Source organism: Neisseria sp. P0009.S007, from assembly GCF_051962515.1.
On record NZ_JBQCVF010000061.1, the window covers coordinates 1 to 12171 of the forward strand.

The window sequence follows — 12171 nt, forward strand, 5'->3', positions numbered from 1 at the left end:
GTGCCGGTGCGCGCAAAGTTGTGATTTCTGCACCTGGCGGCAATGATGTGAAAACCGTTGTATACGGCGTAAACCAAAATATTTTGGATGGTAGCGAAACCGTCATCTCCGCCGCTTCTTGTACGACTAACTGCCTGGCTCCTATGGCTGCGGTATTACAAAAAGAATTCGGTATTGTCGAAGGCTTGATGACTACCATCCATGCCTATACCGGCGACCAAAACACCCTTGACGCGCCACACCGCAAAGGCGACTTCCGCCGCGCCCGTGCCGCTGCCTTGAATATCGTACCGAACAGCACTGGTGCCGCTAAAGCCATTGGCTTGGTTATCCCTGAATTGAACGGTAAACTTGATGGTTCTGCCCAACGCGTTCCTGTTGCTACCGGCTCTTTGACCGAACTGGTTTCTATTCTCGAACGCCCTGTTACCAAAGAAGAAATCAATGCAGCGATGAAAGCTGCCGCCAGCGAGTCTTACGGCTACACTGAAGATCAAATCGTTTCTTCCGACGTCATCGGTATTGAATACGGCTCACTCTTCGATGCCACTCAAACCCGCGTGATGACCGTAGGCGACAAACAATTGGTAAAAACCGTTGCTTGGTACGACAATGAAATGTCTTACACTTGCCAATTGGTTCGTACCTTGGAATTCTTTGCCAGCAAAATCTAAAGGATAACAGGCTGAATCAATCAATCTGTGGATAACTCAAAGGCCGTCTGAACATTTCAGACGGCCTTTTGTTTGTAGAAAGATTCAATTTGTAATCAGATTATGGATAGTTTAATCACTGTGGCACATTTGTTTTCTATCCTAAACTGCACTTCATAATCCGCAATATTCATTACATAAATCCGTTCGGGAATATCTTGGTAAGCAGGACGGGGATCTTGGGCAATGCTTTGCTCAATAAGATGTTTTTCTTCTGTGGATAAATGTTCCGCAAGCGTACTTTCTGCCCAGACTACGCTCAATTCTTCAGGTTTGCCGCTGACAAAGCCCGATGATGCGTCTGGTTTGGATTCGACAAACGGGATGTAGGGTTTGATATCCACTACCGGAGTACCGTCCAACAGGTCTGCGCCGCTGCAATAAATGTGGACAGGTTTGCCTGTTTCGATGCGTTCGAGTTTCAGCAGAGATAAGCCGAGATGATTGGGGCGGTGCGGGCTGCGCGTGGCAAATACGCCCATTTTTTGTTTGCCTCCAAGCCGTGGCGGACGCACCATTTGTGCCCAACCTTCATCCAATACGGCGTGGAAAATAAAACTTATCCACACATAGTCGAAATCTTCCAATCCCCGAACGCTGTCTGCGGTAAATTCAGGAGAGAGTTCAATGCAAATTTCTGCCGCAGGAACCAAACCGGGTTGGCGGGCAATGCCGAATTTTTGCTTGTAGGGGGAATGAACGGTTGCAATAGGCGTAATCGAATAGGACATAATTTGTGGATAAATATTCTGTACAAACTGTCATCATATCACAGATGTTTTCCCACCTTTTGCGGTCGTAATTTGTTATAATACAAAGCATTTATTCCAAATGTCCGAACATTGGCAATAAATACAAAATTTAAATCATTTAAAATAAAATCAATAGGTTATATTAATCCATGATTGTTTCTATCGATGTAGATGCACAAAAAACGTTTACGCCTTTGTGCCCGAAAGAATTGCCTGTTGCCGAAGGTCATCTGATTGCGGATGAACTCAATGCTCAAGCTGCATTGGCGGATTTGCGCGTGATGACGAAAGATGCGCATCATGCCGCGGCAAAATGGCTTGTGGATAATCCTGTTGATATGTTGAAGCCGACGGGTTTGCCCGATGCGGATTTGACTTGGGTGGCGCATGCGATGGTGGGAACATATGGCTATGAATTGTTGGATGGCCTGCCTTCAGCCAAAGAATACGATTATTGCGTTTGGAAAGGCGTTGATCCTGAATTGCATCCTTACGGCGCATGTTTTCACGATATTGAAGAAAAGCTCAGTACAGGTTTGATCGAATGGTTGCGCTGTCAAAATGCAGATACAGTTATTGTCGGCGGTTTGGCAACGGATTATTGTGTGAAGACAACAGTTTTACAGTTGCTTAAAGGCGGGGCTTGGAAAGTCATCGTCAATCAGGCGGCTTGTCGCGGCATTGCTCCGGAAACGGTTGAATCCGCATGGCAGGAAATGCGTTCCGCCGGAGCAGTTGTTTTAGAAAACGCCGAAGAAATAAAAAAATACATTAATAATCAATAAAATATATTTTAAATCCTATTGTTTCACGTGAAACATCTTTCAAAATATGAAGATTTTACTTGTCCGCTTGTCCAGTATGGGCGATTTAATTCATACGTTGTCCGCAGTTGAAGATTTGGCGCGACAATGTCCTGAGGTAGAGCTCCATTGGCTGTGTGAGGCAGGGTTTGCAGATATTGCGCGCTTACATCCTTTTGTCAAAAAAGTTCATGTAATGAAATGGCGGCAATGGCGCAAGCACCTTTTTCAGGCTGAAACGTGGCGTGAAATAGGCCGTCTGAAAACGGATTTACAGGCTGAATCTTTTGATTTTGTTTTAGATAGTCAAGGACTGATTAAAAGCGCATGTTTTGCCAAAATGGCGAAATCCCCTATTTACGGTTTGGATAAACACAGCGCGCGTGAAAGTTTGGCGGCTCTTGTGTACAGCAAAACGTTTGCCGTGCCAAAAGGTAAAAATGCGGTCTGGCGAAACCGTGAGTTATTCGCCCAAGTATTTGGTTATACAATGCCTGAAACGCAGGTGTTTGGTTTATCGATTCCTGAATCAGGCCGTCTGAAAAATGTGCAATCCCCTTATTATGTTGCTTTGCATGCAACCAGTCGCGACAGTAAATTATGGCCGGTAGAACACTGGCGTGCATTATTGAAGAAGTTGAATGAAAAACAACGATGCAATATATATCTGCCGTGGGGAAATGAAACCGAAAAAATACGAGCCGAACAGATTGCAAGCAATTTACTGTTCGCTTCGGTTTGCGACAAAATGAATTTATTACAGGCTGCATTTTTATTGAAAAATGCAGAGGGTATTATTGGCGTAGATACCGGATTGCTGCATCTTGCCAATGCGTTGGAAAAGCCTGTCGTAGGAATTTATACAGATACAGATCCGGCTAAGACCGGCGTTCAAGTTTCGGCTTATGCGAAAAATTTAGGCGGTATTGCTCAAATTCCCAATGTTGACGAGGTCTATCAAACCTTGATGGATTGTGTTGCAGCATACGGTAAATAATTGCTGGGGAGTTGGATTTATTTTCTGAGTAAATGCTTTAGAAATGATATAATTCCGCTCTATTTGCCAAGATTTATATAAGTTTGGTTTTGTCATGTTGGTGAAAACCGAATTGGATTTTATATAAAGAATGTATCAAAAGCAGTATGCTTGATTTGATGGACATTCTTTTTAGGAGAATTGAATGAAAGCACTGGTCGCAGTAAAGCGCGTAGTGGACTACAACGTCAAAGTTCGTGTGAAAGCCGATGGTTCCGATGTGGATATCGGTAATGTCAAAATGTCGATGAACCCGTTTGATGAAATCGCGGTAGAAGAAGCTGTCCGTTTGAAAGAAGCCGGAAAAGTAAGCGAGATTGTTGCTGTTTCTCTTGGCGAGAAAAAATGCGAAGAGACATTGCGTACTGCTTTGGCGATGGGTGCCGACCGTGCGGTTCATGTTGAGACTGATGCGAAGTTGGAGCCTTTGGCTGTCGCAAAATTACTGAAAGCTGTTGCGGATAAAGAAAATCCGCAAATTTTACTGCTGGGTAAACAGGCAATTGACGATGACGCCAACCAAGTTGCCCAAATGCTGGCTGCGTTGTTGAATGCGGCTCAAGGTACTTTTGCATCAAAAGTGCAAATTGAAGGCGAAGAAGCATTGGTAACCCGTGAAATTGACGGCGGCGAAGAAACTGTTGCGTTGAAGCTGCCTGCGGTCATTAGTGCGGATTTGCGTTTGAACGAACCACGCTTTGTCAAACTTCCTAATATCATGGCTGCAAAGAAAAAGCCTTTGGAAAAATTAAGTCCTGCCGATTTGGCTGTGGATATTTCTCCGCGTTTAAATACCGTGAAATTTGCCGAACCTAAAGCACGTCAAGCCGGTGTGAAAGTGGCTGATGTTGCCGAGTTGGTTGAAAAGCTGAAAAACGAAGCCAAAGTGATCTAAGGAGTATGAAATGAGCGTATTGATTATTGCGGAACATAATAACCAACATTTGAATCCTGCCACTTTGCATGCGGTGACGGCTGCCGCTCAATTGGGTAATGTAGATTTATTGATTGCCGGCAGTAATGCTGCTGCAGTCGTTGAAGAGGCAAAACAGGTTGCAGGTGTAGCGAAAGTTTTGGTAGCCGATGCGCCCTATTACGCTGAAGGTTTGGCAGAAGAATTGGCGCCTTTGGTTGTTAAACTGGCTGCGGATTACCGCTATGTGGCTGCGACTGCAACTGCGTTTGGTAAAAATCTATTGCCCCGAGTAGCAGCCCTATTGGATGTGCCACAAGTTTCCGATTTAACCGAAGTTGTGGATAACTCGACATTTGTCCGTCCGATTTATGCCGGTAACGCGTTTGAAACTGTTCAATCCAATTCTGAAAAATTGGTGCTGACTTTCCGTGCAACCGCATTTGATGCTGCCGAACAAGGCGGTAATGCAGAAGTGGTCAATGTTGAGGCAGCGCCTGCTCAAAACCTGAGCCGTTTTGTAAACCGTCAACTTTCTCAGTCTGACCGTCCTGAATTGACTCAGGCAAAAGTGATTGTTTCCGGTGGCCGTGCATTGGGCAGTGCTGAAAAATTTAATGAAGTGTTAACTCCTTTGGCGGATGCTTTGGGTGCGGCGATTGGTGCTTCCCGTGCGGCAGTGGATGCCGAGTATGCGCCAAACGATGCTCAAGTCGGTCAAACCGGTAAAGTGGTTGCGCCGCAACTGTACTTTGCTATCGGTATTTCCGGTGCTATCCAACACGTTGCCGGTATGCAGGACAGTAAAGTGATCGTTGCTATCAACAAAGATGCTGACGCTCCGATTTTCAATGTAGCAGATTATGGCTTGGTTGGTGATTTGTTTGAAGTTGTGCCTCAATTGACTGAAGCACTGAAAAACTAATGTTTCACGTGAAACGTTCAGACGGCCTTTTATAACAAAGGCCGTCTGAAAATATTTTGGCATGATTACGACCTATAAAACCATTACCACACCGACACAGGCTGAATTTAAAGATAAAGGCAGCCGTTTTATTGCATATGCCTATCCGATTCGCACTTTGGCTGATGTGAAGAAGTATCTCGACCCATTAAAGGAAGAACATCACAAGGCGCGACATTGGTGCTATGCCTATCGATTGGGTGTGGATGGAATGCAGTTTCGCGCAAACGATGATGGAGAACCGTCCGGAAGCGCAGGCCGCCCTATTTTGGGGCAGATTGATTCTGTCGGCGTAACGGATGTGTTGGTTGTGGTTGTACGTTATTTTGGCGGTACGCTATTGGGTGTTCCCGGTCTGATTCATGCTTATAAGGAATCAACAGCTCAGGCATTGGCGATAGCTGAAGTTGTTGAAAAGAACATCGAAAAGACAGTTTGGTTGAAGTGTGAATATCCTGTTTTGAATGAGGCTATACGGATTGCCAAACAATATCAGGCCGATATTGTGGAACAGGATTTACAGCTGGATTGTAAGTTGACAGTGAAAATAGCATTGGCCGATTATGAAGCTTGTATTGCTGCTTGGAAAAATACGCGCCAAATTGAAGTAGATACTGAGAAGCCGTTTGAATAAAAGGTCGTCTGAACATATTTGAGAAATCAAAAGTTTCAGACGGCCTTTGATGTTTTAGCCTTGGTATCTGTCTAAAGCATTTACGCTTGAGCGCAGGTGTTCCCAAGCCAGTTGATGAAATTCTCCCAGTGCATTCCATAGGGCATCTTCGCTCATAATGCTGTATTCGCCCTGTGTTCGCAAATCAACATCTGCCCCTTCTTCAATGGCCTGATGGCATGCTTGGTATTCGTTGGTATAGAAGTCATCCATGTCTTGCATGAGGCTTGCGGCATGTTTCCAGCGGGCGATATCTGCTTCCAGTTGCGGCAGTAATTCGCACCATTCGCGGTATTTGCTTTGAATTTCGTCAATACGTTTTTGCATGATTTTCCTTTCGTTGTTTGAAATTAGAGTATGGTTGTCTTGGTGCGATATTATTCTTAATTTGAAACAGCTATGCAAGATGGAATAATATTCCATCGATTGAATTTTATTTACAACATCTATTCTTCAAGGAGACGGTATGAAATTGCTCGTTATTGGTAATGGTGGACGTGAACATGCACTGGCTTGGAAATTGGCGCAGTCGTCTAAAGTAGAAACTGTCTTTGTTGCACCTGGTAATGCCGGAACGGCAATTGAGCCTAAACTGCAGAATATAGCGTTGACGGCGCATCAAGATTTGATTGATTTTTGCCGTAATGAAAATATTGCCTTTACCGTAGTCGGCCCTGAAGCTCCTTTGGCTGCCGGTGTGGTGAATGACTTCCGTGCTGCCGGATTGAAGATTTTTGGCCCGACTCAATACGCAGCCCAGCTGGAGAGTTCAAAAGATTTTGCTAAAGCATTTATGGCAAAATATAAGATTCCAACCGCGCAATACCAAACCTTTGAAAATGCCGATGCGGCACATGATTACGTCAATCGAAAAGGTGCACCGATTGTTATTAAAGCGGATGGTTTGGCTGCCGGTAAAGGCGTGATTGTCGCCATGACTTTGGATGAGGCCCATGCCGCTATTGATGATATGTTGTTGGGCAACAAAATGGGCAATGCAGGCGCGCGTGTTGTGATTGAAGATTTCCTGCAAGGCGAGGAAGCGAGCTTTATCGTTATGGTGGACGGCAATCATGTTTTGCCGATGGCAACCAGTCAAGACCATAAACGCCTGCTGGATGACGACAAAGGCCCTAATACCGGCGGTATGGGCGCATATAGCCCTGCTCCGGCGGTAACGCCTGATGTTTACGAGCGCGCGATGAATGAAATTATTTTGCCGACTGTGGCCGGTATGAAAGCAGAAGGTCATGAATTTACCGGCTTTTTATACGCGGGCTTGATGATTGATAAAACAGGTGCGCCTTATACCATCGAATTCAACTGCCGTTTCGGCGACCCTGAAACCCAGCCGATTATGAGCCGTTTGGATAGCGATTTAGTGGACTTGGTTGAAGCGGCAATCGACGGCAAACTGGATAGTGTTACCGCCGAATGGAATCCGCAGCCTGCGGTAGGTGTAGTGTTAGCCGCACAAAATTATCCTGACTCTCCGAAAAAAGGCGATGTGATCTTCGGCTTGGATCAGGCTAATCAAATCGGTAAAGTTTTCCATGCCGGTACTGCAACGAATGAAAAAGGCGAAGTTGTAACCAACGGCGGCCGTGTGTTGTGTGTAGTCGGTTTGGGCGATGATGTTGCACAAGCTAAGAGTAAGGCTTATGAGGCATTGGAAACAATCCGTTTTGACGGTATGCAATACCGTAAAGACATTGCCGATAAAGCCATCAACCGTTAATAATGAATAGAAATAGGCCGTCTGAACACAGATTGTCCGACAATCTCAGTTTCAGACGGCCTTGGTATGATGATGATGTTTCCCAGAATTTTATCGGCTGCAGCCCAACGCAGGCTGCAGGCGCATCTTAAAAAAGGTGGTTTGGTCGCCTATCCCACCGAGTCTTGCTATGGCTTGGGCTGTGTCCCTACTTTGCCTAAAGCACTCAATCAACTGATCCATCTGAAAAAACGACCGCAACACAAAGGCATGATTGTCATTGGGCATAGCTTGGAACAGTTGCAACCTTTGCTGCAAAGGCCGTCTGAAAATATCCAAACCATGCTGCATGAAGCATGGCCTGCTCCGAAAACTTTTTTATTGCCGGCCGGCAAAAAAGTATTGCCCTCATTGCGGGGAAAAAGACGTAGTAAATTGGCTGTCAGAGTTCCTGCGCACGCAGGTGCAAGACGTTTGTGTCAGGTTTTGGAAATGCCTTTAGTCTCTACTTCATGCAATCGTGCAGGCAAACGAGCGTGCAAAACGGAAAGGGAAGTCAGAAGACAGTTTGGCAGGAAAGTCTGGGTTGTAGGCGGATTGATAGGTAAGCAGAAAACGCCCAGCCAGATTATTGACGGAGAAACAGGGGCAAGGCTGCGTTAAAGAAGAATTGTATTTTCAAAGGAAAGGTATTTATTTGGAGAAGCAAATTTTTTCCAAAAGATTGGAATACCTGTGTGAAAAGCATTTAGCGCAGATCCAGTTTGATGCATAGCAGTCTAGAGGATAAAGCAGTATTTTGTGAAAGAATGAAGCAAATTTTGAGCGTAAATGAATCGCTTTAATAAATTATTTTTGAATAAACAAATTTTGTGGATAAATTTGAAGATAAATTTCCATAAAAACATAAAAATGCCGTCTGAAACTTGATATTCAAAGCATTCAGACGGCCTTTTAAATATTTAAACTGTGGATAACTTTGTGAATAAGTGTGGATTAAAGCTTATGTCCGCACACAGTTTCGTATTGTTTTTCAGTAATCGTACCGCTCATGACGCTCATTGGGCGGATGCTGGTCGGAGTATAGCTTTGGTTGGAAATTACCCGGCCGTGTTCGTCCATCAGTTGCAGCGCTGCCAGGCGATAGGTTTTGTTTGAGCAATGAATTTCCCAGCTGCCGATGGCTGTTTTATAGGCCGGCGTGTTGACGAAACGTTCCTCTTTCAGTTTGGAAACGGTTTTTTTATCGCGGAAAGTAACCAGTGCGCCATTTCTTTTAATGCTGCTTCTATCAATAGCCACTTTGATATTGCCTTCAGAGATGGTGCCGATGTTGGTCCAGCTGCCGCCGCCGCTCGATGTGGTGGTTGTTTCACAGGCACTCAACATCAAAGCCGCAAATACGGTTGCAGCTAGGGAAAAACGTTTGATATTCATAAAACCTCATTATTTACAGAAAGTCAGCCGATATTATCCGTGAAGATGGCATATATCGTAAATCGATTTTGCAAAGTTGAACCTCTGAAAAGAATTTTATGAAAAATACGCTGAAAAGGCCGTCTGAAACCTGTCTTTCAGACGGCCTTGGAGTGTAAAATCATGTATAATTGCAAACAATTTGGTTTTCATCCCATAGGAAGATCCGACATGATTAACCCTATCGCTGCACTTTCCCCATTAGATGGCCGCTACGCCAAATCCGTTGAAGCATTGCGTCCGATTTTCTCCGAATACGGCCTGATGCGTGCGCGTGTCAAAGTTGAATTAAACTGGCTCAAAGTCCTTGCCGCCGAACCTAAGATTGTAGAAGTTCCTGCTTTCAGCGATTTTACGCTTGCCGAAATCGACAAAGTGATCGAAAACTTCTCGCTTGAAGATGCTGCCGCCGTCAAAGCTATTGAGGCGACCACCAATCATGATGTCAAAGCCATCGAATATTGGCTTAAAGAACGCTTCTCCGGCGTGCCTGAAGTGGCTGCTGCCAGCGAGTTCATCCACTTTGCCTGCACCAGCGAAGACATCAATAACCTGTCCCACGCTTTAATGCTGCAAGAAGCGCGTGAGACTGTTTTGCTGCCGAAACTGGCCGAAATCATCAAAAAACTGACCGGCATGGCGCATGAGTTGGCTGCCGTCCCTATGATGAGCCGCACGCATGGCCAGCCTGCGACACCAAGCACATTGGGTAAAGAAATCGCCAATGTCGTGTACCGCCTGCAACGCCAGTTCAAAAACCTGCAAGCGCAAGAGTTCCTCGGCAAAATCAACGGCGCAGTCGGCAACTACAATGCCCATATGGTCGCTTATCCCGATGTGGATTGGGAAACCCATTGCCGCAACTTCGTTGAAATCAGCCTCGGCCTGACCTTCAACCCCTACACCATTCAAATCGAGCCGCATGACTATATGGCGGAATTCTTCCAAGCCATCAGCCGTGTCAACACGATTCTGATCGACTTCAACCGCGATGTTTGGGGCTATATTTCTTTGGGTTACTTCAAACAAAAAGTTAAAGCAGGCGAAGTCGGTTCTTCCACCATGCCGCACAAAGTCAATCCGATTGACTTTGAAAACTCCGAAGGCAACCTCGGTATGGCCAATGCCGTATTGGGCTTTTTGTCTGAAAAACTGCCGATTTCCCGTTGGCAGCGCGACCTGACCGACAGCACCGTATTGCGCAATATGGGCGTAGGCGTGGGCTATACCATATTGGGCTTTGCCGCCCATCTGCGCGGTCTGAACAAGCTTGAGCCGAATCCTGCCGCCCTTGCTGCCGATTTGGACGCTACTTGGGAGCTGCTGGCCGAGCCGATTCAAACCGTAATGCGTCGTTACGGCGTAGCCAATCCTTACGAGAAGCTGAAAGACCTGACACGCGGTAAAGACGGCATTACGCCTGAAGTGTTGAAACTCTTTATCGAATCGTTGGAAATTCCGGCAGAAGCCAAAGCCAAATTGCTTGAGCTGACCCCTGCGTTGTATGTGGGTAAGGCCGAAGAGTTGGCAAAACGAATTTGATTTATAAAAAAGCCATTTGAATCTTCAAATGGCTTTTTTTGAATTAAATATATAGTATGAAAATAATGAAGAAAGTTTTAGATGTTTAAATATTTTCCAAGTAAGGAAAATTTGATTATATGGTTACCAATCGGCTTGTTAGTCAGTATATTACATTTTCATGGAAAAATTCCTTTTAAAAATATATTTGATACTTTTATGGGTTTGACTCCAATATATGTATTATTGGCATATCTTCATTTTCTTAGGTTTCTACAATTATGTAATTTTCCGTATCTTGTTTCTATTCAAATAGAGGCAAGAATTATTGATGTTTTAAATAGTATTGTCTCTTTTCTAATTGGATTTTCGATATGTACAAGTTTTTTTATACCCTTTTGGAAAGAAAGTTCTAAAGGATATCTCTTTCTTTTATGTTTTAATATTGCGGTTCTAGTGTTTACGATGCTTCCTATATGCTTGCATTTATGGAAAGAAATTAGAGATAAAAAAATTAAATATATTTTGATATCAGTAATGTATTTAATACTTTCTGTTGCATCATTTTATGACATGACCAAATAAATTATAAATTTAAGGCCGTCTGAAATCTTTTTCAGACGGCCTTTTTCGATTCAATCCGTTATTTCACTTTGTCTTTCAATGCACCGTAGCCGGCTGCGTCCATTTCTTCCAAAGGAATGAATTTCAAACTTGCGCCGTTGATGCAATAGCGCAGGCCGCCTTTGTCTTTCGGGCCGTCGGGGAAGACGTGTCCCAAGTGTGAGTCGGCGGCGTGGCTGCGCACTTCGGTGCGGCGCATGTTATAGCTGAAATCGTCGTGTTCGGTAACGGCGGAGGCATTAATTGGATGGGTAAAACTCGGCCAGCCGCAGCCGGAATCAAATTTGTCGGCAGAGCTGAACAGGGGTTCGCCGCTGACGATGTCCACATAAATGCCGGGTTTGAACAAGTGGTCGTATTCGTGGCTGAAGGCGTATTCGGTCTCGCTGTTTTGGGTAACCTGGTATTGCTCTTCGGTCAGAATGCGTTTGAGTTCAGCAGCGCTGGGTTTTTTATACGTTGCCGCGTCAAAGCCTTTGCCTTGAGGGACGGCTTTGGTTTTGCTCGGCAGCGGTTCGTCGGCTTTGCGGATGTCGATGTGGCAGTAGCCGTTGGGGTTTTTAATCAGGTAGTCCTGATGGTATTCCTCGGCGTCGTAGAAGTTTTTTAGCGGCTCGTTTTCGACGACGAGGGGAAGTTTGTATTTTTGCTGCTCGCGTTTGAGTGCGGCGGCGATGACGGCTTTTTCGGCGGGGTCGGTGTAGTACACGCCGCTGCGGTATTGCGTGCCGGTGTCGTTGCCTTGTTTGTTGAGGCTGGTTGGATCAACGACGCGGAAGAAATATTGCAGGATATCGTCTAGGCTGAGTTTGTCGGCATCATAGGTGACTTTAACGGTTTCGGCATGGCCTGTATCGCGGTAGGACACGTCTTCGTAGCTTGGGTTTTCCGTTTTGCCGTTAGCGTAGCCGGATACTGCGTCAACCACGCCGTCTATGCGTTGGAAATAGGCTTCCAAGCCCCAGAAGCAGCCGCCGGC

General features: G+C 45.3%; 13 protein-coding genes. 9 read left to right on the plus strand and 4 right to left on the minus strand.

All coding sequences use genetic code 11. The features are described from left to right. Nucleotides 1–674: type I glyceraldehyde-3-phosphate dehydrogenase (locus tag ACTHS3_RS07170; protein ID WP_440367535.1), on the plus strand; the 674-nt coding region annotated here is incomplete at its 5' end. Nucleotides 675–769: 95 nt separating this feature from the next. Here the strand turns inward: ACTHS3_RS07170 and tsaA are convergent. Beyond that, nucleotides 770–1444, minus strand: a complete 675-nt coding sequence (tsaA, locus tag ACTHS3_RS07175; RefSeq protein ID WP_070624872.1) for a tRNA (N6-threonylcarbamoyladenosine(37)-N6)-methyltransferase TrmO — start codon at nt 1442–1444, stop codon at nt 770–772. Between the two features lie 170 nt (nt 1445–1614). On the opposite strand from tsaA, the gene ACTHS3_RS07180 reads away from it, so the two are divergent. The 5 genes from ACTHS3_RS07180 (at nt 1615) to ACTHS3_RS07200 (ending at nt 5815) form a co-directional block, all read left to right on the plus strand. Continuing rightward, nucleotides 1615–2250, plus strand: a complete 636-nt coding sequence (locus tag ACTHS3_RS07180; protein WP_070624873.1) for a nicotinamidase — start codon at nt 1615–1617, stop codon at nt 2248–2250. 46 nt (nt 2251–2296) lie between these two features. Beyond that, on the plus strand, nt 2297–3265 hold the full coding sequence (gene waaC / locus ACTHS3_RS07185) for a lipopolysaccharide heptosyltransferase I (RefSeq protein WP_070624874.1): 969 nt from the start codon (nt 2297–2299) through the stop codon (nt 3263–3265). A 184-nt stretch (nt 3266–3449) separates the two neighbouring features. Next, the gene (locus ACTHS3_RS07190) at nt 3450–4199 is read left to right on the plus strand and encodes an electron transfer flavoprotein subunit beta/FixA family protein (RefSeq protein ID WP_003686610.1); all 750 of its coding nucleotides are present in this window, start codon (nt 3450–3452) and stop codon (nt 4197–4199) included. A 10-nt stretch (nt 4200–4209) separates the two neighbouring features. Then, on the plus strand, nt 4210–5142 hold the full coding sequence (locus ACTHS3_RS07195; RefSeq protein ID WP_108699920.1) for an electron transfer flavoprotein subunit alpha/FixB family protein: 933 nt from the start codon (nt 4210–4212) through the stop codon (nt 5140–5142). Nucleotides 5143–5203: 61 nt separating this feature from the next. Continuing rightward, a complete protein-coding gene (locus ACTHS3_RS07200; protein ID WP_004519187.1) occupies nt 5204–5815 on the plus strand; it encodes an IMPACT family protein in 612 nt (203 codons plus the stop codon). A 54-nt stretch (nt 5816–5869) separates the two neighbouring features. Here ACTHS3_RS07200 and ACTHS3_RS07205 read toward each other — a convergent pair whose 3' ends face one another. After that, the gene (locus tag ACTHS3_RS07205) at nt 5870–6181 is read right to left on the minus strand and encodes a DUF4298 domain-containing protein (protein ID WP_003747758.1); all 312 of its coding nucleotides are present in this window, start codon (nt 6179–6181) and stop codon (nt 5870–5872) included. Between the two features lie 139 nt (nt 6182–6320). On the opposite strand from ACTHS3_RS07205, the gene purD reads away from it, so the two are divergent. Further along, nucleotides 6321–7592 carry a phosphoribosylamine--glycine ligase gene (purD, locus tag ACTHS3_RS07210; protein ID WP_004519185.1) on the plus strand — a complete coding sequence of 424 codons (1272 nt, stop codon included), beginning with the start codon at nt 6321–6323 and terminating at the stop codon, nt 7590–7592. 72 nt (nt 7593–7664) lie between these two features. Beyond that, nucleotides 7665–8234, plus strand: a complete 570-nt coding sequence (locus tag ACTHS3_RS07215; protein WP_039861929.1) for an L-threonylcarbamoyladenylate synthase — start codon at nt 7665–7667, stop codon at nt 8232–8234. Between the two features lie 333 nt (nt 8235–8567). On the opposite strand, the gene ACTHS3_RS07220 is transcribed toward ACTHS3_RS07215, so the two are convergent. After that, entirely contained in the window at nt 8568–9008 is a 441-nt protein-coding gene (locus tag ACTHS3_RS07220) for a surface-adhesin E family protein (protein WP_004519182.1), read from the minus strand. Between the two features lie 210 nt (nt 9009–9218). Here ACTHS3_RS07220 and purB point away from each other — a divergent pair, with 210 nt between their 5' ends. Beyond that, complete coding sequence (purB, locus tag ACTHS3_RS07225) at nt 9219–10589, plus strand: adenylosuccinate lyase (protein WP_004519181.1); 1371 nt, start codon at nt 9219–9221, stop codon at nt 10587–10589. A 622-nt stretch (nt 10590–11211) separates the two neighbouring features. Here the strand turns inward: purB and msrAB are convergent. Further along, on the minus strand, nt 11212–12171 hold a 960-nt coding region (msrAB, locus tag ACTHS3_RS07230; protein ID WP_440367539.1), incomplete at its 5' end, for a bifunctional peptide-methionine (S)-S-oxide reductase MsrA/peptide-methionine (R)-S-oxide reductase MsrB.

Coding starts and splice junctions, on each gene's coding strand:
- tsaA (WP_070624872.1), bottom strand. CDS start 1,444: ATGTCCTATTCGATTACGCCTATTGCAACCGTTCATTCCCCCTACAAG.
- ACTHS3_RS07180 (WP_070624873.1), top strand. CDS start 1,615: ATGATTGTTTCTATCGATGTAGATGCACAAAAAACGTTTACGCCTTTG.
- waaC (WP_070624874.1), top strand. CDS start 2,297: ATGAAGATTTTACTTGTCCGCTTGTCCAGTATGGGCGATTTAATTCAT.
- ACTHS3_RS07190 (WP_003686610.1), top strand. CDS start 3,450: ATGAAAGCACTGGTCGCAGTAAAGCGCGTAGTGGACTACAACGTCAAA.
- ACTHS3_RS07195 (WP_108699920.1), top strand. CDS start 4,210: ATGAGCGTATTGATTATTGCGGAACATAATAACCAACATTTGAATCCT.
- ACTHS3_RS07200 (WP_004519187.1), top strand. CDS start 5,204: ATGATTACGACCTATAAAACCATTACCACACCGACACAGGCTGAATTT.
- ACTHS3_RS07205 (WP_003747758.1), bottom strand. CDS start 6,181: ATGCAAAAACGTATTGACGAAATTCAAAGCAAATACCGCGAATGGTGC.
- purD (WP_004519185.1), top strand. CDS start 6,321: ATGAAATTGCTCGTTATTGGTAATGGTGGACGTGAACATGCACTGGCT.
- ACTHS3_RS07215 (WP_039861929.1), top strand. CDS start 7,665: ATGATGTTTCCCAGAATTTTATCGGCTGCAGCCCAACGCAGGCTGCAG.
- ACTHS3_RS07220 (WP_004519182.1), bottom strand. CDS start 9,008: ATGAATATCAAACGTTTTTCCCTAGCTGCAACCGTATTTGCGGCTTTG.
- purB (WP_004519181.1), top strand. CDS start 9,219: ATGATTAACCCTATCGCTGCACTTTCCCCATTAGATGGCCGCTACGCC.